Origin of the sequence: Gluconacetobacter sacchari, from assembly GCF_014174255.1 — a bacterium.
Taxonomy (GTDB): domain Bacteria; phylum Pseudomonadota; class Alphaproteobacteria; order Acetobacterales; family Acetobacteraceae; genus Gluconacetobacter; species Gluconacetobacter sacchari.
Map to the genome: position 1 here is coordinate 1 of NZ_JABEQJ010000012.1, position 22,934 is coordinate 22,934.

General features: G+C 63.0%; 23 protein-coding genes. 17 read left to right on the forward strand and 6 right to left on the reverse strand.

Translation table 11 applies throughout. The features are described 5' to 3' along the window. The 3 genes from HLH48_RS10370 to HLH48_RS10380 all read left to right on the forward strand — a co-directional run. On the forward strand, nucleotides 1-449 hold a 449-nt coding region (locus HLH48_RS10370; protein WP_182997444.1), incomplete at its 5' end, for a lytic transglycosylase domain-containing protein. 136 nt (nucleotides 450-585) lie between these two features. Next, complete coding sequence (locus HLH48_RS10375; RefSeq protein ID WP_012222184.1) at nucleotides 586-1,674, forward strand: IS110-like element ISGdi15 family transposase; 1,089 nt, start codon at nucleotides 586-588, stop codon at nucleotides 1,672-1,674. Nucleotides 1,675-2,581: 907 nt separating this feature from the next. Next, entirely contained in the window at nucleotides 2,582-4,309 is a 1,728-nt protein-coding gene (locus HLH48_RS10380; protein WP_246387225.1) for a DUF3363 domain-containing protein, read from the forward strand. Nucleotides 4,310-4,408: 99 nt separating this feature from the next. Here HLH48_RS10380 and HLH48_RS10385 read toward each other — a convergent pair whose 3' ends face one another. The 3 genes from HLH48_RS10385 to HLH48_RS10395 all read right to left on the reverse strand — a co-directional run bounded on the left by HLH48_RS10385 (nucleotide 4,409) and on the right by HLH48_RS10395 (nucleotide 6,295). After that, a complete protein-coding gene (locus HLH48_RS10385; RefSeq protein WP_182997446.1) occupies nucleotides 4,409-5,071 on the reverse strand; it encodes an Abi family protein in 663 nt (220 codons plus the stop codon). 106 nt (nucleotides 5,072-5,177) lie between these two features. Then, nucleotides 5,178-5,678, reverse strand: coding sequence for a helix-turn-helix domain-containing protein (locus HLH48_RS10390; protein WP_182997447.1), 501 nt, complete (start codon nucleotides 5,676-5,678; stop codon nucleotides 5,178-5,180). A gap of 338 nt (nucleotides 5,679-6,016) precedes the next feature. Further along, a complete protein-coding gene (locus HLH48_RS10395; RefSeq protein WP_306309967.1) occupies nucleotides 6,017-6,295 on the reverse strand; it encodes a helix-turn-helix domain-containing protein in 279 nt (92 codons plus the stop codon). A 132-nt stretch (nucleotides 6,296-6,427) separates the two neighbouring features. Here HLH48_RS10395 and HLH48_RS10400 point away from each other — a divergent pair, with 132 nt between their 5' ends. The 14 genes from HLH48_RS10400 to HLH48_RS10465 all read left to right on the forward strand — a co-directional run bounded on the left by HLH48_RS10400 (nucleotide 6,428) and on the right by HLH48_RS10465 (nucleotide 19,987). Beyond that, nucleotides 6,428-7,624, forward strand: a complete 1,197-nt coding sequence (locus tag HLH48_RS10400; RefSeq protein ID WP_182997448.1) for an IS256 family transposase — start codon at nucleotides 6,428-6,430, stop codon at nucleotides 7,622-7,624. 100 nt (nucleotides 7,625-7,724) lie between these two features. Continuing rightward, nucleotides 7,725-8,015, forward strand: a complete 291-nt coding sequence (locus HLH48_RS10405) for a DNA -binding domain-containing protein (protein WP_182997449.1) — start codon at nucleotides 7,725-7,727, stop codon at nucleotides 8,013-8,015. Between the two features lie 117 nt (nucleotides 8,016-8,132). After that, nucleotides 8,133-10,139, forward strand: a complete 2,007-nt coding sequence (locus tag HLH48_RS10410) for a conjugal transfer protein TraG (RefSeq protein WP_182997450.1) — start codon at nucleotides 8,133-8,135, stop codon at nucleotides 10,137-10,139. A gap of 9 nt (nucleotides 10,140-10,148) precedes the next feature. Next, on the forward strand, nucleotides 10,149-10,595 hold the full coding sequence (locus tag HLH48_RS10415; protein ID WP_182997451.1) for a ribbon-helix-helix domain-containing protein: 447 nt from the start codon (nucleotides 10,149-10,151) through the stop codon (nucleotides 10,593-10,595). Nucleotides 10,596-10,722: 127 nt separating this feature from the next. Then, nucleotides 10,723-11,700, forward strand: a complete 978-nt coding sequence (gene trbB, locus HLH48_RS10420; RefSeq protein WP_182997452.1) for a P-type conjugative transfer ATPase TrbB — start codon at nucleotides 10,723-10,725, stop codon at nucleotides 11,698-11,700. After that, nucleotides 11,697-12,029, forward strand: coding sequence for a TrbC/VirB2 family protein (locus tag HLH48_RS10425; RefSeq protein WP_182997453.1), 333 nt, complete (start codon nucleotides 11,697-11,699; stop codon nucleotides 12,027-12,029). The genes trbB and HLH48_RS10425 overlap by 4 nt, the downstream gene beginning before the upstream one ends. Next, entirely contained in the window at nucleotides 12,029-12,307 is a 279-nt protein-coding gene (locus tag HLH48_RS10430) for a VirB3 family type IV secretion system protein (RefSeq protein WP_182997454.1), read from the forward strand. Before HLH48_RS10425 ends, HLH48_RS10430 begins: the two co-directional genes overlap by 1 nt. 13 nt (nucleotides 12,308-12,320) lie before the next feature. Next, nucleotides 12,321-14,765 carry a conjugal transfer protein TrbE gene (trbE, locus tag HLH48_RS10435; protein WP_182997455.1) on the forward strand — a complete coding sequence of 815 codons (2,445 nt, stop codon included), beginning with the start codon at nucleotides 12,321-12,323 and terminating at the stop codon, nucleotides 14,763-14,765. Beyond that, on the forward strand, nucleotides 14,762-15,565 hold the full coding sequence (gene trbJ, locus HLH48_RS10440) for a P-type conjugative transfer protein TrbJ (RefSeq protein ID WP_182997456.1): 804 nt from the start codon (nucleotides 14,762-14,764) through the stop codon (nucleotides 15,563-15,565). Before trbE ends, trbJ begins: the two co-directional genes overlap by 4 nt. Before the next feature lie 5 nt (nucleotides 15,566-15,570). Beyond that, the gene (trbL, locus tag HLH48_RS10445) at nucleotides 15,571-16,968 is read left to right on the forward strand and encodes a P-type conjugative transfer protein TrbL (protein WP_182997457.1); all 1,398 of its coding nucleotides are present in this window, start codon (nucleotides 15,571-15,573) and stop codon (nucleotides 16,966-16,968) included. A gap of 5 nt (nucleotides 16,969-16,973) precedes the next feature. Beyond that, the gene (trbF, locus tag HLH48_RS10450) at nucleotides 16,974-17,657 is read left to right on the forward strand and encodes a conjugal transfer protein TrbF (protein ID WP_182997548.1); all 684 of its coding nucleotides are present in this window, start codon (nucleotides 16,974-16,976) and stop codon (nucleotides 17,655-17,657) included. Next, nucleotides 17,654-18,655, forward strand: coding sequence for a P-type conjugative transfer protein TrbG (trbG, locus tag HLH48_RS10455; RefSeq protein WP_182997458.1), 1,002 nt, complete (start codon nucleotides 17,654-17,656; stop codon nucleotides 18,653-18,655). Before trbF ends, trbG begins: the two co-directional genes overlap by 4 nt. Continuing rightward, complete coding sequence (locus tag HLH48_RS10460; RefSeq protein ID WP_182997459.1) at nucleotides 18,652-19,833, forward strand: TrbI/VirB10 family protein; 1,182 nt, start codon at nucleotides 18,652-18,654, stop codon at nucleotides 19,831-19,833. The genes trbG and HLH48_RS10460 overlap by 4 nt, the downstream gene beginning before the upstream one ends. After that, nucleotides 19,823-19,987: a DUF2274 domain-containing protein gene (locus HLH48_RS10465; protein ID WP_182997460.1), complete on the forward strand. Its 165-nt coding sequence runs from the start codon at nucleotides 19,823-19,825 to the stop codon at nucleotides 19,985-19,987. The genes HLH48_RS10460 and HLH48_RS10465 overlap by 11 nt, the downstream gene beginning before the upstream one ends. An 85-nt stretch (nucleotides 19,988-20,072) precedes the next feature. Here the strand turns inward: HLH48_RS10465 and HLH48_RS10470 are convergent, their stop codons facing one another. The 3 genes from HLH48_RS10470 to HLH48_RS10480 form a co-directional block, all read right to left on the reverse strand. Beyond that, nucleotides 20,073-21,077, reverse strand: a complete 1,005-nt coding sequence (locus HLH48_RS10470; RefSeq protein WP_343065409.1) for a LysR family transcriptional regulator — start codon at nucleotides 21,075-21,077, stop codon at nucleotides 20,073-20,075. A gap of 132 nt (nucleotides 21,078-21,209) precedes the next feature. Continuing rightward, nucleotides 21,210-22,595, reverse strand: a complete 1,386-nt coding sequence (locus HLH48_RS10475; RefSeq protein WP_182997461.1) for a purine-cytosine permease family protein — start codon at nucleotides 22,593-22,595, stop codon at nucleotides 21,210-21,212. Further along, nucleotides 22,595-22,927 (reverse strand): NIPSNAP family protein, encoded by a 333-nt coding sequence (locus tag HLH48_RS10480; RefSeq protein ID WP_182997462.1) that lies wholly within the window; start codon nucleotides 22,925-22,927, stop codon nucleotides 22,595-22,597. The genes HLH48_RS10475 and HLH48_RS10480 overlap by 1 nt, the downstream gene beginning before the upstream one ends. Nucleotides 22,928-22,934: the final 7 nt, after the last annotated feature.

Here is a 22,934-nt window from a genome sequence, read left to right on the forward strand (position 1 = left end):
TCGATCCGCATGATAATATCGTGGCCGGGACAGCCTATCTGCGATGGCTGCACGACCGCTATGGCGATGCGGGTTTCCTCGCCGCCTACAATGCCGGTCCCGCCCGCTATGGCGAACATCTGGCGACTGGTCGTCCGTTGCCCAGCGAGACGGTTTCCTATGTCGCGCACGTTCGGACCCTGATCGAAAACCCGGCGTCTTTTCCTTCGGGACTGGCCGCGAAAATCGTTGCGGATTGGCGGGCGGGATCGCTCTTTGTCGGAGCAAAAACGGCTTCGGAATCGTTCATGCCGGTCGCAGTTTCCGTGTCGCAAAGGGCCGTATCTCCTCATCCCTTTCCGGCCGAATTTTTCGCGGCCCGCGATGGTTTCCGGCGTCCCGATTTCTTCGTCTCCCGCAGCGCACCGGAGCAGGATGGCGATGCGCGGACGGGAGTCATGAAACCATGAGCACAGGACGGGGGAGAAGGAGAAGGGGCAACTGCCAGCCGTAATCGAGCCTGAGCGGTCGTCGTCGATTGGCGGTCTCCCGGGCCGGAAAGAAGGTAGAGTTGCCGCGGTGAAACAGCAGCGCGGGAGGCGTGCGATGGAATTCTTTTGCGGTCTCGATGTGTCGATCGACGAAACGGCGGTCTGTGTGGTGGACGAGCAGGGCACCGTGCATCTGGAAACGACGGTGGCCACGGACCCGGCTGCGCTCAGGGATGCCGTGAAGCCGTTCCTGCCGCGCCTGCGCCGTATGGGTCACGAGGCAGGTTCCCTGTCGCCCTGGCTGCATCCGGAGATGCTGGCGCTGGGCCTGCCGGCGGTCTGCCTGGAGACGAAACACGTGCGGGCGGCGATGTCGGCGCAGCGCAACAAGACCGACAAGGCGGACGCGCTGGGGATCGCGCATATCGTGCGCACCGGCTGGTTCCGGACGGCCCATATCAAGAGCGAAGCAAGCTATCGGCTGCGTCTGATCCTGACCCAGCGCAGCACGCTCAAGCGCAAATTCATGGATCTCGAGAATACGATCCGCCATTCGCTCAAGGCGTTCGGTATCCGCCTGGGCACGGTCTCGCGGGCGCGCTTCGACACCGCCGTTCGCGAGGCCGTGGCGCAGGACGCGCTGACCCGCGATCTCATGGAGGCGATGCTGCGGGCGAAGGCCGTGCTCTGGGAAGAATATACCCGGCTGCACAAGCTGGTGGTGCGGATCGTCGCGGGTGACGAGGTGTGCCGGCGGTTCATGGCCATTCCGGGGGTGGGGCCGGTGACCGCGCTTGGCGTGATGACGGCGATCGACGATCCGTCGCGCTTCCGGCGCTCGCGCGACGTCGCGGCGTATTTCGGCCTGACGTCGCGGCGCTGGCAGTCGGGTACCAGCATCGATGTGCAGGGACGCATCAGCAAGGCCGGCGATCCGGAGGTGCGGCGGTCCCTCTATGAAGCGGCGTCGGTCCTGCTGACGCGTTTCAAGGGGCGCGACAAGCTGCGGACCTGGGGCCTGGAACTGGCGAAACGGTCCTGCCATCGCAAGGCGGCGGTCGCCGTGGCGCGCAAGATGGCCGTGATCATGCATGCCATGTGGCTCGACGGAACGGTCTATGACGGCGGTCCGGCCGTCGATCCCGAAGAGCGGGCCCGTCATATCGCTTGCAAGAACCGCAAATTGCCGCGGGCGCTCGCGTGAGTGTCCAGCTGCAAAGGAATGTTCCGCCGCGTGTCGGGATGACCGCGGCGTTCTGAACAGGGAGATCCGCCAAGGCGGATGGGGAAGGGTGCAGTCGAGGACGACGGGAAGCACGATATCTTGCCTGGAGCACGCGCAGGTGAACGCCTCGTGGGACTCCGCTCGAGTGCCTGTGATGCTGCCCCGTGAATCCGATGGCAAAATGCGCCACGACGAAAGGCCGGCCGCCCATCCACGGATGGGGCGGCATATCAGTCGTCGCTGAGCGCGGAAGAGTGCACGGCGTGCCACGAACCCTCAGTCAGGGCCGAGATGCCAGTCCAGGAGCAGAACTGTGATCGTGAAAGGAAGCTAAAGGAAAACGAAGAATGAAAAACTTGACCAAAAAACCCGCCCGATTAAGAGGGCAAGATTAAAGGGCGCGGCACTCCGTCCGGCCCGAACCTGCGGTTTTGTCTGTCTGCACATGGGGTTGGTGTCCCGCGTTGCGGCACCGTCGATTTTTCGCGTGGAGTGCGTTGGTTTTCCAGAAATCGGCTGTATTCCGCCCTTCCGCACGGCACTGTGCGGAAAACGGCGGTGAATTGCGGTGTCGGTCATGTCGTCTGATGACGACACAAGCTTCCAAATCCGGCCCGGTCGCATCCGTGGCAAAGAGGGCGGGAAGACCCGGAGTTTCCTGTCGCGGATGCGGGCAACCGTGCGGCGGTCGGGCACCTCCCGGCCGCTCCGAAATCATGGCGCGTCGGGCCCGGATATGCCTGGTGGTCCTGGCGGTACCGCCCCACGTCGTGGCGGTCGATCCGGCGTCCGGAAAGGACGCGGCGCGGCCTTCGTGCGGGGGCGCCAGATTTCCGGCTGGACTCATGCGAAGTCCGGCAGCCGATGCGTCATAGTCAAGTCGCGCATGATCCGCACGCCCGGCAGAGACGGCAGGGCGCGCGCCCACCTGAAATACATCCAGCGTGACGGCACGTCGCGCGAGGGCGAGCGGGGAAAGCTCTACGGGCCGGAGACCGATCGCGCCGACGGCGACGCCTTCCTCGAGCGCGGGCACGATGACCGACACCAGTTCCGCTTCATCGTCTCGCCCGAAGATGCCGAGCAGATGCAGGATCTGACCGCCTTCACGCGGGATCTGATGACCAGGATGGAATCCGACCTCGGCACGAAGCTCGACTGGCTGGCGGTGAACCATTTCAACACCGGCCATCCGCATGTCCATATCGTCATCAACGGCCGCGACGATCGGGGCGACGATCTGGTGATCAACGGCGACTACATCACCCAGGGCGTGCGCGAGCGGGCGACCGAACTGGTAACGCTGGAACTCGGCCCCGAGACGGTCCTGGAACAGCGCCGTAAGCTGGAGATCATGGTCGAGCAGGACCGCTTCCCCCGGATCGACCGGCAGTTGCTGGCGCTGGCCGAGGACGGGCCGATCGACATGCGCGGCGAGCAGGGTGGAGATCATGCCCTGCGCCTGCGGCGGCTTGCGAAACTGGAGCGGATGGGCCTCGCCAGCCAGGCCGAGCCGGGCGTCTGGCAGCTTGTGCCGGAGATGGAGAAAACGCTCCGCGAACTGGGCGAATGTGGCGACATCATCCGCGCCATGAACCGGGCGATGCGCGAGCGGGGCCGTGCCCTCGATCCTGGCCTGTTCGTCTTCCACGATGCGGCGTCGCGCGAGACGGTAGAGGGGCGCCTGATCGACCGCCATCTGTCGGACGAACTGGGCGAGACGATCGGCCTGGTCATCGACGGCGCGGATGGCCGCACGCACCATGTGACGGGGATCGATCCCGCCGCGCTGGAGGGCGTGCGCACCGGCAGCATCGCCGCGGTCGGCCCGGAGGTCGTCGGCCCCCGTCCGGCGGACCGGGAGATCGTGGCGGTCGCGGGGCAGGGCGGCGTCTATCGCGCGGACGCGCATCTCGCCCGGGCGCGGGCGAAGCCGCACGTTCCCGGTGGTGACGTTGACGCCTATATCGCGTCTCATGTCCGCCGATTGGAAGCCCTGCGCCGCGCCGGCATCGTGGAGCGGGTCGAGGACGGCATGTGGCAAATCCCAGCCGACTATCTGGACCGCGCGGCCGCATACGATACGGCCCGCGCGCGACAGCTTTCCGTCCGGGTCCTGTCTATCCTCGATCTCGACGCCCAGGTTACGGCGGACGGCGCGACGTGGCTGGATCGCGGGCTGGTGGCATGCGGGACGTCGGGCGTAGTCGATTCCGGCTTCGGGCACGAGGTGATCGCGGCACGGCAGCGGCGGCAGGAGCGGCTGGTCGAACGCGGTGACGCCTGGCATGGTCCGGACGGAGATATCCGTTACCGCAAGGGCCTGCTCGCCACCCTGGAGCGACGGGAACTGGAGCGGGTCGGCGGCGAAATGGCAGCAACGCGCGAAACGTCATTTCGGGCGCTGGCGGAGGGTGAGACCATGCGGGGCACATTGCGCGAGAAAGTGCGGCTGGCGAGCGGCACCTACGCTCTGGTCGAGAACGCGCAGGAATTCGTGCTGGTGCCATGGAAGCCGGTGATCGATCAGCGGATCGGGCAGGAGATTTCCGGCGTCATGCGGGCCGGGACGATGGACTGGCAACTGGGCCGGCAACGGGGGCTGGGATTGTAAGAAAGGGAGCGAACATTTCATCTGATTGCAACCTGGCCCGGTATACGACACCGCGTACCTTTGGCCGGCGCGTCTTTGGTGATCGCCGGTCCCCGTGGTTCAGGACAATCCTTCATGATCGACTGCCAACTGATAGCCCCCAGTGGGATAAGTGGCGGGAAACCGGTCGACGCGAACACACCAGCGGGCAGCAGGCGGTGAAAGCCACGCCGTCATTTCCAGCATGGTGGCGTGATGCTTACGCAGATCCCAGTGGAGGATGGGTTCGTGGTGTGCGATACGGTTTCGCAAAAGACGGATTGGTGTAAGCGGGCGGGAGAACTGTTTGCGGCCAAGCCGTTTGCCATCCGGCTTCGCCGCGATCGCGGACAAGCTGCTGCGCCAGAGATTCTCGTAAACAGGGCTGACCATAGCGGTCCAGAAGCTGAATGTGAGAGCTGCCACTACGCGACCGGGCAGCGGTTCCTTTTTGTCCTTGGCGAGTTCGGCGAGCGCGCCCTGAACCTGTTCCCGTTGATGCGGTGCCTGAAGGAGGCCGTCAGCGTCGAACCAGCGCTCGCCATAAGTGGCGGACATGATCGTGTGGACACGGTTGCGCAACGCCAGTTCCAGCACCTGGAGAGGGGTGTAGAGCGCCTCGGAAAGCTGGGTGTTCAGGGCATAGAGTTCGAGCGCGCGCGTTCGGTCGCCGTCTGCCCACGCCACGTAGCGGGCGAAGCGCTCCAGCGAGAGAGCATCCTCCATCTCCGCTACTTCGGTCATGGGGTGTTCCTCGAAACTCTTGCAATGAGGTGGGGGCTCATTTATCTATACCCGTGGACACCCCGGGACCGCCTCTGCTCACGCATGCGCCCGGGGTAACTTGTTTTCAGGCCTGCTCATTGCGCCGATGCCGCGGCGTTTCAGCCCTCTTTTGCGCCTCGCGGGCTTCGCGCTTTTTCGCCTTCGCTTCCGCGAATTCCGGTTCGAGCTTCTGCACGCGACCGACTAGGCCGGTCAGGTGATAGATGTTCGAGTTCCAGTCTCCGGCGGCGGTACGGCGTAGCTCGCGAGCAACGAGGCCTGCCTTCTCCAGAGCCCGGATATTCGTCTGGATCGTTTTGGGTTTGCAGCCAATCCGATCGGCGAGATCCGCTTTCGAGGGGAAAGGTGCCCGCGTCGGATCCCTCCAATAGTCCAGAAGCTGGGCCAGAATATTGAACTGGAGTGGCGTGATCCCGAGACGGCTTTGAGCTTGAATCAGCATGGAAGGCAGCGCCGTGTAACCGTGGGTCAGCACGGCTTTGCCCCAGATCTTCTCATGTGAAGAGAGGGTCTTCGTCGGCTTCGTTGGAAACTCCAGGACTGTCGAGGTTGTCGTATCGCTCATGGGCGTGAATCCTTTCTCTCAAGAACTTATGGAAGCACCTCTTCAGCATCAATATTTCTGGCACCCCAGGGTATGGCCATTTGACGACCGACCCGAATATCGATCATTTCGCTCGTTCCTGAGTCACGCTGAGACGGTATGTGCTGCATGTGCTGCTTAAGTGGCAGGAAGACACCTCTCCTCGGTTGTCCTCATACCTTACCCCTGGGTTATCAAATAGCCATACCCTCCAAGACTAAATTGGGTTGGAGGGTATGATGATCGCTCTGGCTGGGGACGGGAGCCAGATATATCCGGCATTTTCGCGGATCATCCGCACCAGCATTTCGTCGGGATTGTCAAAACGCCGATTCGTCCAGGTTGGACAATAATGCTGCCACGTCGATTCCGATGGTGGTCGCAATATCGAGGAATTCGATCACATCGATACGGCGCTCACCGGTTTCGTATTTTGCAACGTAGGACTGGGGCTTGCCGAGCCGGACGGCCAGTTCGGTCTGGGTCAGACCACGGGCGCGCCTTGCCGCGATCAGCAACTCCATGAGACGCTGCTGACGCGGCGAGCGCAGCGATTTCGGCATTGGCGCGTTCCCGATGAGGAAGGGGAACAGCGCCATTAATCCTATTTCGGGATTATCCCATTTGGCTGTGTCCCGAGGCGTGGTGTAGGAGTGAGATTGGCCGCTGAGGCGGCCACCGCCGGTCTTTGATAGGGTTCGGGTGCGAAACTGAACCAGAAGGACCTGACGATGACCGATGAGAAGATGGCGCTGCTTGAGCTTGTAGAGCAAGCGTCGGATAGCGATTTTGTGCGCGAGATGTTGGCGTTTGCTGCCGATCGGATGATGGAGATGGAGGTCGAGGCCCGAACTGGCGCCCCTTTGGGCGCGCGTTCGACCTCCCGCTCGACCCAGCGCAACGGTTACCGCGCCCGGAGTTGGGACACCCGGGCGGGCACGGTCGAGCTTGCGATCCCGAAACTGCGCAAGGGCAGCTATTTCCCGACTTTCCTCGAGCCGCGCAGGACGGCGGAAAAGGCGCTGCTGGCGGTCATCCAGGAAGCCTATGTGCAGGGGATTTCCACCCGGTCGGTCGATGATCTCGTCCGCGCTATGGGCGCCGGTGGCGTCTCCAAAAGCCAGGTCAGCCGTCTGGTCGGCGAAATCGACGAGCGGGTCAACTCCTTCCTGTCCCGCCCGCTCGAAGGCGAGTGGCCGTATCTGTGGATCGATGCGACGTATCTGAAACTCCGTCAGGGCGGTCGTATCGTCTCGATTGCCGTGATAATCGCCGTGGGCGTGAACATGGACGGTCGCCGTGAGGTGCTTGGCGTGGCGACGGGACCGTCCGAAGCGGAAGCGTTCTGGACCGATTTCCTGCGTTCCCTGGCCGATCGCGGCCTGCGGGGCGTGAAGCTGGTGGTCGCCGATGCCCATGCCGGTCTGCGCGCCGCGGCCGGTCGCGTGTTCAACGCGACCCTGCAACGCTGCCGGGTGCACTGGATGCGCAACGCACTCGCTTATGCCCACACAAAACAACGTCCTGCCATCACGGCCCTGTTGCGCACGATCTTCACGCAGGAAACCGCCGAGGACGCGTCACGCCAATGGCGGCACGTCACGGACACACTGCGCGAAGGCTTCCCGAAGCTGGCCGAATTCATGGAGCGGACAGAGGCGGATGTCCTGGCTTATATGGGCTTTCCCCGAGAGCACTGGACACAGATCTCGTCAACGAACCCGATCGAGCGGGTAAACCGGGAGATCAAGCGTCGCTGCGACGTCATCGGCATTTTCCCCAACGACGCCGCCATCATCCGCCTCGTCGGTGCCTTGATGCTCGAACAGAACGACGAGTGGGCCGTGTGCCGACGCTACATGACACTGGAAGGACTGGCCGCCATCAGCCATAATCCCACAATCAGCCTGCCCGCCGTGGCAGCCTGATCCTATCGAACCCCTCGAGGATCGGCGCTCCTACACCACACCTCGGGACACAGCCTCCCATTTTGGGTTAATTGGCTGGAACCAAGCGACGAGGTGCCCGATGTCCGCGCAAGCCGACCCTGATCCCGCGATCGCCGCCGAGGCCCCCGGCGGCCCGGCGCTGACCGCCTATGACCATCTCCATCACGTGACCTACCTGCGCCTACTCGACGCGGAGGCGGACGGCGCGGACTGGCGCGAGGTCGCGCGGATCGTGCTCGGCCGCGACACGGCGGACGACGAACCCGGCGCGCGCCGCTGCTGGGACTCGCACATGGCCCGGGCACGTTGGATGCGCGATGTCGGTTACCGCCAACTGCTGACCGTGCCCGGTGGCAAAACGCTGCAATAGACCTCCCGCCGATTACTTACCCTTTCGCCGCCGCTTGCCGCCCGGCGGCTGAATCCGCTTGCGGAAATTCCCGCTGTTCCTTCGCTGACGGACAGGTGTTCTGTCAGGGAGGAAGCCATGTCCGCCACGCGCGTGCTCTGGGGCCAGGTGATCCTGGTCCTGACGATCGTCCTCATGTTCTGGTGGGCAGCGACGGAATGGACCGCCTGGCGGCTGGGCTTCCAGCCCGCGCTGGGGCGGCCCTGGTTCCTGCTGGACAAGCGCTGGCCGGTCTATGCCCCGCCGCTGTTCTTCTGGTGGTGGTACGAATTCGATGCCTACACGCCCTCGGTGTTCGTGCGGGGCGCGCGGATCGGCGTCGCCGGCGTCATCCTGGCGGTCATCGTCGCGTTCGCGCTGTCGATCTGGCGGGCGCGGGAGCGGCGGCGGGTGGAAACCTACGGTTCCGCCCGCTGGGCCAGCCGGCAGGAAGTCGCCGGGGCCGGTCTGCTCGGTTCCGACGGACTGGTGCTGGGGCGGTATCGCCGCGCCTACCTGCGCCATGACGGCCCCGACCATGTGCTGTGTTTCGCGCCGACCCGCTCGGGCAAGGGCGTCGGGCTGGTGATCCCGACCCTGCTGACCTGGCCCGGCTCGGCGATCGTCCATGACATCAAGGGGGAGAACTGGGAGCTGACCGCCGGTTTCCGCGCCACCTTCGGCCGCGTGCTGCTGTTCGATCCGACCAACAGGGCGTCCGCCACCTATAACCCGCTGCTGGAGGTCCGGCCGGGCGAATACGAGGTCCGTGACGTCCAGAACATCGCCGACATCCTGGTCGATCCCGAGGGGGCGCTGGAGCGGCGCAACCATTGGGAGAAGACCTCCCATTCCCTGCTGGTCGGCGCGATCCTGCATGTCCTCTATGCCGAAGCGGACAAGACGCTGGCCGGGGTGGCCAAATTCCTGTCCGACCCGCAACGCTCGATCGAAGCCACCCTGGCGACGATGATGCGGACGAATCACCTCGGGACCAAGGGACCGCATCCGGTCGTGGCCTCGGCGGCGCGGGAATTGCTGAACAAGTCGGACAATGAGCGCTCCGGCGTGCTGTCCACCGCCATGTCGTTCCTCGGCCTCTATCGCGACCCCGTGGTCGCTCACGTCACAAGCCGCTGCGACTGGCGGATCGCGGACCTGGTTCAGGGCGAGCGGCCCGCCTCGCTCTACCTCGTCGTGCCGCCCTCGGACATCAGCCGCACCAAGCCGCTGATCCGGCTGGTGCTGAACCAGATCGGCCGCCGGCTGACCGAGGATCTCGACGCGGCGGGGAAGCGCCACCGCCTGCTGCTGATGCTCGACGAATTTCCCGCCCTGGGGCGTCTAGATTTCTTCGAGAGCGCGCTGGCCTTCATGGCCGGCTACCGTATCCGGGCCTTTCTGATCGCCCAGTCGCTGAACCAGATCGAGAAAGCCTATGGCCCCAACAATGCGATCCTCGACAATTGCCATGTCCGGGTCAGCTTCGCGACCAATGACGAGCGGACCGCGAAACGGGTATCCGACGCACTCGGCATGGCGACTGAGCAGCGGGATGCCACCAATTACGCCGGCCACCGCCTCTCGCCCTGGCTGGGACACCTCATGGTCTCCCGCCAGGAGACGGCACGGCCCCTGCTGACGCCGGGTGAGGTGCAGCAGCTTCCCGACCATGAGGAACTGGTCATGCTCTCCGGCTGCCCGCCGATCCGCGCGCTCAAGGCCCGCTATTACGACGATCCGCGTTTCCGGGAGCGCATCCTGTCGCCGCCCGAGCCCGCCGCCTGCGGAGAAGGGGAGGCCATTTGTGTCGCCGACGCCTGGGCGGGGGTCAGCGCGGCGCCTGATCCGGTGGGCGCGCCAAACGAGGAACCCGCTTCCACACAGGGAACGACCGAGGGCGCCGACACCGACGGCGGGATCCGGCGCGAGCCGGACCTGCCGGAGCATGAGGATATCGCACCGCGGCCTGACCCCGCCTGGGAATTCGATCTCCCTGAGCAGGACCAGGACGAAGAGGCGCGCCGGACGGCGGAATGGCTCCGGACGCAGCGGGGTGTCGCGCGCCAGGCCGGCATGGATCCGGCCGACGGGCTGGGCTTGTAGGGGGCCATCATGCAGAAGCGCAGCCGACGCCTGAACATCTATTTCGACCCGGCCATCCTTAAGCAGCTGGAAGCGCGCGCCGCACGGCGGGATCTCTCGAAATCGGCGCTGGTCGAGACCGCGGTGCTGTCCTTCCTGACGGATGACGCCGTCGAACGGCAGGAGGCCGCGACGTCGCGGCGGCTGGACCGCATGTCGCGCCAGATCGCCGGCCTGGAGGAGGACATTTCCATCCTGGCGGAGACCCTGACCCTGTTTATCCGCTTCTGGCTGACCAGCACACCACCGCTGCCGGAGAGCGCGCGGGCCTCGGCGCGGGCGATGGGGCTGGAGCGGTTCGAAGGGTTCCTGACGGCGCTAGAGCGGCGCCTGGCGACCGGCGACCGATTCCTGCGCGAGCGCTCGCGTGACATCGCCGCGCGGCAGGGGGCAGCGGAGAACGACCCGACCGAATAGCTGTCCGTTTCCTACCCGAACGCCGCATCGACCGAATTCGTTGTTGCGGCCCAATAAATCCGCCCCTTTCTAATCATCCCCGTCGTCGTCCGCGCTGGTCGGACGGCCCGAACGGATGGGGACGCGCATGCCGGTCACAGCAATCGAAAACAGCGTCAGGGCGCGCGGCATGTCCATGCTGCGCACGGCGATGGGGCCGGCCATAGCGGGGCGTCTCGCCGACCCGGCCGTGGTCGAGGTGATGCTCAATCCGGATGGGCGGCTGTGGATCGATCGGCTATCCGAAGGGCTGGCGGACACCGGAGACCATGTCACCCCGGCTGATGCCGAGCGGATCGTAAGGCTGGTGGCGCACCATGTCGGCGCCGAGGTCCATGACGCCGCGCCGCGCGTGTCGGCGGAACTGCCGACTGGTGAGCGGTTCGAGGGTCTGCTACCTCCGGTTGTGGCTGCGCCGAGCTTTGCGATCCGCAAGCCCGCCGTCGCGGTGTTCACCCTCGATGATTACGTCGCCGCCCGGATCATGACGGAAGGCCAGGCGAAGTTCCTGCGCCGGGCGATCGCGGAGCGGCGGAACATCCTTGTCGCGGGTGGCACATCCACCGGCAAGACCACTCTGGTCAACGCCCTGCTGGCCGAGGTGGCAAAGACCGACGACCGTGTTGTGCTGATCGAGGATACGCGCGAACTTCAGTGTCGGGCGCCGAACCTTGTGTCGCTCCGTACGCGCGATGGCGTTGTCACGCTGTCCGAACTGGTGCGCTCGGCCCTGCGTCTGCGACCTGACCGTATTCCCATCGGCGAGGTGCGCGGTCCCGAAGCACTGGATCTGCTCAAGGCGTGGGGCACGGGTCATCCCGGTGGGATTGGCACGCTGCATGCGGGCACGGCCATCGGCGCCCTGCATCGTATGGAGCAACTGATCCAGGAGATCGTCGTCACGGTGCCCCGTGCATTGATTGCCGAAACGATCGACGTGATCGCTGTCCTCTCCGGTCGGGGCACGCAGCGCCGACTGTCCGAACTCGCCACCGTGGATGGGCTCGATCCCGCCACAGGCGCCTATCGCATTCATCCAGTTCATACCGATGGAGATTTCCAATGAACCTCGCGCTGCTCCGCGTGCGTCGGCACGCGCCTGTCGTTTCCGCCATGCTGCTGCTGTCCATCGCATGGTGCTCGTCGGCCCTGGCGTCCGGGTCGGACATGCCGTGGGAGGAACCGCTCAACCAGATCCTGGAATCCGTGCAGGGACCGGTGGCGCGCATCGTGTCGGTGATCATCATCACCGTGACCGGCCTGACGCTGGCCTTCGGGGAAACCTCGGGCGGCTTCCGTCGCCTGATCCAGATCGTGTTTGGTCTGTCCATCGCTTTTGCGGCCAGCTCGTTCTTTCTGTCGTTCTTCTCCTTCTCCGGCGGAGCACTGATCTGATGGCCGCCGGATATGACGATGACGGGGTACCGGGCTTTCATGTGCCGGTGCATCGCTCCCTGACCGATCCGATCCTGTTGGGTGGCGCACCCCGTACCCTGGCCATCGCCAACGGCACGCTGGGGGCTGCGATCTCGCTGGGGCTGCGGCTCTGGCTAGTCGGCGCGGTGTTCTGGATCGTGGGGCACAGCCTCGCGGTCTGGGGGGCGAAGCGCGATCCGCTGTTCGTGGAAGTCGGGCGGCGGCATCTTCGCTACCCCGCCTGGCTCCGAGCATAGGGAGGGTAGGGCGATGATGTCCCTTGGTGAATATCGTAATCGTAATTCCCTCCTGTCGGATTTTCTCCCATGGGCGGCGCTGGTCGAAAAAGGTGTTGTCCTGAACAAGGACGGTTCGTTCCAGCGAACGGCCAGCATTCGTGGTCCCGATCTTGATTCCGCCACGCCCGCCGAGTTGGTGGGCGTGACCGGGCGGTTGAATAACGCGCTTCGTCGCCTTGGCTCCGGCTGGGCGGTGTTCGTGGAAGCGCAGCGCGTTCCGGCAACGCTGTATCCGGAGGGCGATTTTCCCGACGCGGCCAGCCAGATGGTCGATCTGGAACGCCGGGAGCAGTTCGAGGATGAGGGGGCGCATTTCGAAAGCCGCTACTTTCTCACGCTGGTGTGGCTACCGCCTGCGGAATCTTCCGGTCGTGCCGAGGATTTTCTCTATGAAGGCAGGGAACGGGACGGCCCTGATCCCCATGGCATGCTCCATGCCTTCGTGGATCGCTCCGACCGGATGCTGGCTCTGCTGGATGGGTTCATGCCCGAGGCGGCGTGGCTGAATGACGCCGAGACGCTGACCTATCTGCATTCGACCATTTCCACCCGTAACCAGCACGTCAGAGTGCCGGAAATTCCGATGCACCTCGATGCGCTCCTGGTCGACCAGCCGCTCGCGGGCGGCCTGGAACCGAAGCTCGGTGATGCGTTTCTGAAAACCCTGACGATCACAGGTTTCCCCAGCCGGACTTTCCCCGGAATTCTGGACGATCTGAACCGGCTGGCGATGCCGTATCGCTGGTCTACCCGTGCGATCCTGCTGGACAAGACGGATGCGATGAAGGTGCTGACAAAAATCCGTCGGCAGTGGTTCGCAAAGCGCAAGAGCATCGCAGCCATTGTCCGGGAGGTCATGACCAACGAGGCCTCGGTTCTCGTGGACAACGATGCCGCCAACAAGGCGGCGGATGCCGATCTGGCCTTGCAGTCTCTCGGCGCCGATGATGTCGGGCAGGCGTATATCACTGCCACGGTGACGGTGTGGGATGGTTCCGCGTCCATAGCGACCGAGAAGCTGCGGCTGGTCGAAAAGATCATCCAGGGTCGCGATTTCACCTGCATGGCGGAAAGCCTCAACGCCGTGGAAGCATGGCTCAGCTCTCTTCCCGGCCATGTCTACGCCAATGTCCGTCAGCCGCCGGTTTCGACCCTGAACCTCGCGCATATGATCCCGCTGTCCGCCGTGTGGGCTGGCCCGGAATGGGATGTGCATTTCAAGGCGCCGCCGCTGTTCTACGGAAAAACGGCGGGGGCGACACCCTTCCGGGTTTCCCTGCATGTCGGGGATGTTGGTCATACCCTGATCGCCGGCCCGACAGGGGCGGGGAAGTCGGTGCTGCTGGCGCTGATGGCGCTCCAGTTCCGCCGCTACGTGGGCTCGCAGATTTTCGCCTTCGATTTTGGTGGTTCCATGCGCGCGGCGACGTTGGCGATGGGTGGCGACTGGCACGATCTCGGGGGTGGGTTGTCGGACGGCGACATAGAAACCGCCGCCGTCGCCCTTCAGCCGCTGGCGCGGATTGACGATCCCGACGAGAGCAAGTGGGCCAGTGAATGGCTGGGTCAGATTCTGATCGGTGAGGGCGTAACGCTGACGCCGGACGTCAAAGCCCATCTCTGGTCCGCCCTGAATTCCCTGGCATCGTCGCCGGTACCAGAACGCACATTGTCCGGTCTGGTGGCGCTGCTTCAGTCCAACGCCCTGAAACAGGCTCTGGCGCCCTACTGCCTCGGCGGTCCCTATGGCCGCCTGTTGGACGCGGACGCCGAGCGCCTGGGGGACGCTGATGTGGTGGTGTTCGAGACCGAGGGGCTGATCGGCTCGGGTGCGGCGTCTTCCGTGCTGTCCTACCTGTTCCATTGGATCGAGGGTCGTCTCGACGGGCGGCCGACCCTGCTGGTCATCGATGAGGGCTGGCTGGTCCTGGATGACGGAGACTTCGCTGGCCAGTTGCGTGAGTGGATGAAAACGCTGCGCAAGAAGAACGCATCGGTGATTTTCGCAACGCAAAGCCTGTCCGACATAGCCAACTCGCCGATTGCCCCAGCCGTGGTGGAAAGCTGCCCGACGCGGATCTTCCTGCCCAACGAGCGCGCCATCGAGCCACAGATCACGGCGCTCTATCGGGATTTCGGGCTGAATGACCGGCAGATCGCCATCATCTCCCGCGCAGCCTCGAAACGGGAATATTACTGCCAGACCCAGCGGGGAAACCGGTTGTTTGAGCTTGGGCTCGGGCCTGTCGCACTCGCCCTGTGTGCCGCATCCGGCAAAGACGATCACAGGCTGATCAATGCGGTGCTGGCGGAGCATGGGCGGGATGGCTTTCTGCCCGCGTGGTTCGAAGCGCGTGGCGTGTCATGGGCAGCCGATCTTCTGCGTGACGATCGCGGATCGGAGGGCGTGCCATGACGGAAAAATCTTTCCGGCCTTGGGCTGAATTTTTCGGTCGTGCGAGCGAAAAGCATTTGTGCCGGGGTGTCCTTCTTACCTCTGCAATGCTGGCAGTTTGCGGGACGTTCTTTCCCTTGCGTCCGGCCCACGCGCAATGGGCGGTGTATGACGGCGCGAACCACGTCGAGAACGTGCTGATCGCGGCGCGCACGCTCCAGCAGATCGATAATCAGATCACGTCACTCACCAACCAGGCGCAGATGCTGGTCAATCAGGGTCGCAATCTGGCGAGCCTGCCTCTGTCGACATTGTCGACGTTGAAGTCAACGATTTCCAAGACGACGGCTCTACTCGCTCAGGCGCAGAACATCGCCTACAGCGTGCAATCCGTCGAGCAGCAGTATCAGCAGACGTATACGTCAGTGTCCTCCGGCATGTCCGACCGCACCCTGTTCAGCCAGGCGCAGACGCGGTGGCAGAATTCCGTTGGCGGGTTTGAGGACGCCCTGAAATTGCAGGCGCGGGTGGTTGGGAACATCCCCAGCGATAGCTCGGCCATGACGCAACTGGTCTCGGCCAGCCAGACCTCCACGGGGGCGTTGCAGGCGGCACAAGCCGGCAACCAGCTTCTGGCCCTGCAATCCCGACAACTGTCCGACATCCAGGCCGAACTGGCCGCCAACTGTCGCGCCACGGCTCTGCAACAGGCACGTGATGCAGCAACGGAAGCGGAAAGTGACGCGCAGTATCAGCATTTTTCGCAGCATGACGCCTATGTGCCGGGAACGGTGTCCATGTTCGGCGGCAGCGGGAACTGACGGCCATGGCCACCAACGACGTGGGCGTTATTGATACCTTCCTGAACACCTTCACGACCACGATCGACAGCGGCTTCGGTATGCTGAAAGGAAACGTTGTTTCGCTGGCGGGATCGCTGTCCGTGCTCGATATCGCACTGGCCGGGCTGTTCTGGGCCTGGGCGGCGGATGAGGACATCATCCAGCGTCTGGTGAAGAAGACGCTGTATATTGGTTTCTTCGCTTTCCTGATCAACAATTTCGACCATTTTGCGAAGGTGGTGTTCGACAGTTTCGCCGCCATGGGCCTGAAGGCCGGGGGTGGCAATCTGACATTGTCAGATTTCCTCCGTCCCGGTCGACTGGCCGCGACCGGGTTCGACGCGGCCCAGCCGCTGCTGGAGTCCGTTCATAATCTTCTCGGCCCCGTCGCGTTTTTCAAAAACTTCATCCAGATTTTTGTGCTGTGCCTGTCCTGGCTGATTGTGCTGGCGGCGTTCTTCATCCTGGCCGTGCAGCTTTTCGTGGCCCTGATCGAGTTCAAGCTGACCAGCCTCGCCGGTTTCGTGCTGATCCCCTTTGCCCTGTTCAACCGGACGGTCTTCCTGGCGGAGAAGGTGCTGGGCAATGTCGTGTCATCGGGCGTGAAAGTGATGGTGCTGGCGGTGATCTCCGGCATCGCGTCTGTATTATTCCGGCAGTTTACGACTTTTTATGGCGATGCTGTGCCCACCGTCGGACAGGCAACGTCGGTGGTACTGGCGTCACTCGCTATCGTCGGTTTGTCCATTTATGGCGGCAGCATCGCCAATGGTCTGATCTCCGGCGCGCCACAGCTTGGCGCGGGCGCCGCTGTCGGCACCGGCATGGCGGTGGGAGCGATGGGCGCCGCTGCCGTGGCGGGCGTTGGAGCGGTTGCCTCTGGTGGGGCTGCGGCCGTGGGTGCCACCGCTGCCGCCGCGCGTGGCGGAGCCACGATCGCGGGTGCGGCCAATACGGCTTATTCCATGGGGGCCATGAATGCTGCTGGCGAAAGTGCCGGTGCCCGCATGGCAGCCGGGCTGGGCGGTGTCGCTCGGGCGCCGGGCAGCGCTGCCGCGAATGCCGTGAAGAGTAAAATGTCGTCTGCGGCCACCGCCATGAAGCAGAGTTACGGCGAGGGCGCGCGAGGGGCTTTCACCGCGACAGGCGGACGCTTCACGGGAGGGTCCGATGCGGGTGCCGGGTCGTCCGGCAGCCCGTCAGGTAATGGCGGAGGGGGTGTTGCCGGCGGCGGTTCTGGCCCCGAGGGCACGCCACCCCGTTGGGCGCGGAGCATGAAGCGCCGCAACGCAGCCACCCATGCCGCCGAAGCCGCCCATGTTATCCGCTCGGCCGATGGCGGCGGCGGAAGTTCCAGCATTGATCTCTCGGAAAAGGAATGAGGACGATGTTCCGTCGCTCCACCAGCCGTTACGGGATCACGCCCGCTCCGGTCACACCCTATCAGAAGGCAGCGCAGATCTGGGACGAGCGGATCGGCTCCGCCCGCGTGCAGGCGCGCAACTGGCGGCTCATGGCCTTCGCTTCGTTGGTTCTCTCCGCAGGTCTCGGGGCCGGGCTGATCTGGCAATCCGCGCGTGGCACGATCGCGCCTTGGGTCGTGCAGGTGGACCATCTGGGCGAGGCGCAGGTTGTGGCCCCCGCGACTGCCGCCTACACGCCGACCGATCCGCAGATCGCGTGGTATCTAGCTCGCTTCATCGAGGATGTCCGTTCTCTGTCCTCCGATCCGGTCGTGGTGCGGGCCAACTGGCTGCGGGCCTATGATTTCACCACCATATCGGGCGCCGTGGCGCTGAACGATTATGCACGCCTCAACGATCCCTTCTCACGCATCGGCCATGAGCAGGTCGAGGTGGACATCGCCTCGGTGATCCGGGCGTCCCCCGACAGCTTCCGTGTTGCCTGGACCGAGCGCCATTACCGAGATGGCGCTTTCACCGGCACCGAACGCTGGACCGCCATCGTGTCGGTCGTGCTACGCACGCCCCGCGATGCCGATCATCTGCGGAAAAATCCTCTTGGAATCTACGTCTCCGCCATCAACTGGTCGAAGGAGCTGGGCCAATGATCCGTCGTGCTCTTCGTGTCCTGCCGTTGCTGGCCCTGCCTCTGGCGGGCTGCGCGCAGCAGTATCATCCGCCGGTCATCCGCTACGATGACGCCGCACGCGCAACGAGAATTCCCGATCCACCGAAGCCGGTAGAGGTCGTGGAAGTCTCCAGACCGCTTCCCCTGCCGGGGCAGCTTAAACCGTTGCCCGCACGACGCACGGTCCATCCGGCTTCCGAAGCTGTCGATCCGACCGCGCGCGTGACCCAGGCCAATGTCGTCGCACGCATCCAGCCCACGCGGGCAGGGTTCATCAATGCGGTACAGGTCTATCCGTATAGTCCGGGCGCGCTCTATCAGATCTATGCCTCGCCGGGAGAAATCACCGACATCATGCTCCAGCAGGGCGAAAAGCTGGTTGGCAGCGGGCCGGTCGCCGCTGGGGATACGGTACGCTGGATCATCGGCGATACCGAAAGCGGAGCAGGCGCGACGAAGCGCATCCATATCCTGATTAAGCCAACACGGCCCGATCTGACCACCAACCTGATCGTCAACACCGATCGCCGGACCTATCTGGCGGAACTGCGCTCGACACCCGCAACGTATATGGCGTCGGTGTCGTGGGATTATCCCGAGGACGATCTGATTGCCCTGCACCGGCAGGATAGTGCGGCAGAGGATGAAGCGCCGGTGGATGCGGGGTTGGACCTGAATGCGCTGAATTTCCGCTATGGCATCCAGCCGGTCAAAGGCGGAACACCACCCTGGCTGCCCAGCCGGGCCTTCGATGACGGCCACAAGGTCTATATCGCCTTTCCATCGGGGATCGGGCAGGGGGAATTGCCGCCGCTCTTCGTGTTGGGGGCCGATGGCGGGCCGAAACTGGTCAATTACCGAGTCCGGCAGAACTGGATGATCGTTGACCGCCTGTTCGCCGCCGCCGAATTACGCCTGGGTGACAAGCATTCTGAGCAGCGCGTGCGGATCGTGCGCACCGATGGACGGCGGACATGACCGGGCAGGCCCCGACAGCGGGAAGCCCCGCAGGTGCTGCGCCAGCGTCACCACCACCACCCGATCTGCGCCTGCGGGCGGAACGGCCGCGCGTGGTGCGACTGTCGCGCACCGTGGTCTGGTCTCTGGGGGGCGTGGGCATGATCGCGGTGGCGTTTGCCCTGGGCTATGCGCTGGAAAGCAGTCGTCAGACGGTTCCCCCGGCTGCCAGCCAGGACACGGATGCGCATTCGTCCGCCGATGGTCTGGCGGGGTTGCCGTCCGACTATGTCGGCAAGGAGGTGCCAAAGCTCGGTCCAGCGCTGCCTGGTGATCTGGGGCATACCATTTTGAAAGCGCAGGAGCAGGGAAAGGTCGCCGCTAGCGGCAACGACCGGCGGGCCGCGCAGGAGGTGGAGGCCGCGATCTCCAGCCGTCTGTTCGTGCAGATGGGGCAGCATGACCGGGGTAACGAGCAGCCAACGTCGTCCGCGCCGGGTGCCTCTGCCGCTCAGGGGCCGGCGCCCCCTGCGACGGACCCACAATCTGGCAACCGTGCTTTTCTTGCGGGCCAACCGGATCGGCTGACGACCAGCCCGGATCCCGTCACGCCCGCAGCCTCGCCTTATGTGCTTCAGGCGGGTACCGTGATCGCGGGGGCCTTGAACACCAAAATCAGTTCCGATCTGCCCGGCCAGATTACCGGCCATGTCACCCAGAACGTCTATGACAGTCCGACAGGCCGCTATCTCCTGATCCCGCAGGGAAGCCTTCTCTTCGGGGCCTATAACAGCGGGATTTCCTTCGGCCAGCAGCGCACCCAGATTATCTGGACGCGGTTGATCTTCCCGAATGGTGAAAGCCTGGTGCTGGAGAAGCTGCCCGGCGGCGACGCCATAGGCCAGTCCGGCCTGTCCGATGATATGAATAATCACTGGGGCCAGCTCTTCAGGGCAGCGCTGGTCACGACCCTCCTCAGCGTGGGCTCCGAAGCCGGGACGTCATGGTATGAAAACAACCTCATGCAGGCCATCCGTTCCGGGGCCAGCAATGGGTTTTCCATGGTCGGCAACCGGCTGATCGACCGTAGCCTCAACGTCCAGCCGACGCTCACTGATCGGCCGGGGCTGCCGTTCACGGTTGTCCTGAGCCACGACTTAATTCTCAAGTTATACAAGGCGGAAAACGATGACCGGTGACTCCCTGAAAATCATCCGTCTGGCCGATCCCAGACCTGTGAAGCTGACCCTGCAATCGCCCGCCGATGTCTGGCGTGACCTCGAACTCTATGCGGCGCTCCTGTCCGAGGCGGAAAAGAGAAAATTCCTCTCCCGAATCTCGCCGGCGATATGATTGCTCGCTTTATGAGCGAGGATCATGCGTTCCTTCGCCGCAGGAAGAAAATGTTGTCGGGCCATAAGGACTGACGCGTCATATATCACGATTCGGTATTCGGCACGAAACCACGGTCCGGCCCGAATACGGTCTTCACAGTCTTAAGAAAAGCCCGCAATGTCGGGCTGTTGTTGTAACGCGACCAAGCGGCATGGAACGTGATCATCGTTGGGCCGCCGCGCAGGGGACGGAAGATGACTCCAGGAGCGCGCAGATCGCGTGCTCCCGGCATGACAAGCGCCAGTGCGCGGTTTCTCGCCACGGACAGCAGCAGCGTATCCCGTCCGGCGTGCAGTTCCTCGACCATGGGTGCCCGCAATCCTTCCGTGAGCCAAGGGAGAAGGCGTTCCATCAGTGATGGTCCGATCCCTTCTGCGCGCACCAGGAACGTGCGACCTGCCAGATCCTCTCTAGTCAGGGTCGCCCGAGCAGCCAGCGCATCCTGATCGCTCAGGGCCACCAGCATGTCTTCATGCCAGAGAGGACGGGACAGAATGACACCACGTTCGTCGGGCACCCACGGCGTCAGCGCGATATCGAGCCTACGCCTGCGAAGGTTACCCGCGAGATCCGCCGGTGATACTTCCTCGGGGATAAGGAAGACGTCTGGCGACGACAGACTGAACTGCTCCAGCAGGCGCGCCTGAGTGCCGGACGTCGTGGCGGACTGGAGGGCGATATGCAGGGCGTTCGTGCGATATGCGCTTCCTCCAGTCGCCACGGCCTGCGCGATCAGGCTGAGTGCGCGTTCCGCGAAATCGAGGAAGACATGCCCTTGGAGCGTTGGGCGGACGCCGTGTTGCCGGTCGAACAGACGATAGCCGAGACTGTCTTCCAGCCCGCTGATCCGTGTGCTGACCGCTGAGGGCATGACGCCGAGCATGGACGCAGCTTTCCGGAAACTGTGCATCTCCGCCACCGTCAGGGCCTCGGCGAGCGTGACCAGCGATAGTCGACCGCTGACCAGATAACGCCGGAACTCTGTCTGGTTTCGGCCTCTTGGTCCGGATCGCAGAGACTCTGAATCCGTGTTACCGTTTGTCGTCATTGCTTACGGTCTCGGTCAACATATGCGGGTATTTGTCCGCCCAGTCGGGCAGTGCGAATTTTCGTAGTGCAGGTACATGTTGGTACACATGCTTTGTAAGCATTTTATGTAATTTAAATGCTTACGCTGAGTTTATTTTATCCATAAAATCTTTTGATTTAGGAGAAAGAAGGATAAAATAGTAACGGGCGGTGATATAATCCATCCTATATCGATAGAGCTAAATACACCGCAAAATGGTCCAGAAAAAAAAGCATTCGTCGCGAAAGGAATCTGGACAGAAACTCCAACGAAAAAAGCTGCGACGGCAGGAAAATTCACAAGTCCATAAATTCCGCCGTCAGACTTAAAAAAAGATCCGACATCGTAATTTTCTTTTCTGAAGAAATAAAAATCAGAAATATTGATCGTGACCCAGGGAACCAGTACGATAAGCAGTGCAAATACGATATTCAGAAAAACCGGCACGACGGTTGTCGTGAACATCAACGACAATATCAGCCCCGTTATGAGGAGGCTGGACGATATGGCGATACGGGCGACGCGTTCCGGTGACCATTTCGCAAAAAAAGTCTGAATCAATGTGATGATCGACAGGCTGGCGCCATATGCGTTCAATGCATTGTGGCTGATGATGTTCAGCACGAACAGAAGCAGAAGAGGGCGCGACAGGGCGCCGCTCAGGATGCTCAATGCATGAAGCGGGTCCGCTATGGTCGGTTCGGCCGCGGACACGAACGCGCCGAAGATAAAACTGAGAGAAGCGCCGATTGCGGCGCCGAAGAAACTCATGGCGAATGGTCGGGCAATGCCGACGGATGCGGGTAGATAGCGGGAATAGTCGGACGTATAGCAGGAATAGGATGTATTCCAGACCAGTGATGTCGAGAACGTCAGAAACCAGCCCCATCTGTTGAAACTACCGATTTGCCAGACAGCGGGAGGGGCTTGGCGGAAAATGAGAAGGAAGGCCAGTGCAAGCGCCGACATCATGAACCAGATTCCGCATCGGTTCAGGAGGTGAATCGTCTTGTATCCCAGAATGCCGATACCCACCGCGCAAAGTGCCCCGACAATGGTGGTCGCGCTGATGTCGAAAACCGGCACCACATCATGCAGTGCGGCTCCGGCCAGGACCGTATTCGACGTGAAGAAACCGAAATATAAAATAGACGCAATCAGCGTAATGATGACGGAACCGTAGCGGCCGAACTGGCCGCGTGCCTGAACCATCTGGGCCAGGCCCATTCGAGGGCCTTGGGCAGAGCAGGCACCCAGTACCAGCGCACCAAGAAAATGCCCGGCTATAATCGCTGTTGTACACCAAAACAGGGAGAGGTGGCTTCGGGCAAACAGCGCCGCTCCTGTGACGATAGGGAGGGGAGCGATGTTGGTCGTGAACCAGAGGGTGAACAGGTCGCGTACATGACCGTGCCGTTCGTTTTCGGGAACGAAAGAGATGCTGTATTTCTCGATGAGGTCGCTGTTCTCCGTTTGAAAACAGGCTTCCCCGGTCATCAGCCAATACCTCCGCCGGCAGGCGGCACAATAAATGGAAAGGGTTTCATGATCCTGTTTTCCATTGTCTCGATCAGGCATTGAATACGGGGCATGAACGCTACCCATGCCGGGTCTTGGGCCAGAGCGGCTCTCCGACTTTCCCGGTCATCGAGGCTCTCGTAGGCCCAGATATGAACAATCTCGTTCAGTGCGCCAATTTCGGAGTAATAATAGCCGATCAGATGCCCGAGATAAGGTTGCTGTATTTTGATGCCCTCTGATGAAACGGCATTGATGTATTCGGCTGTCTTGCCGGTTTTCAGACGATAGGTACGGATTTCGTAAATCATGGTAATA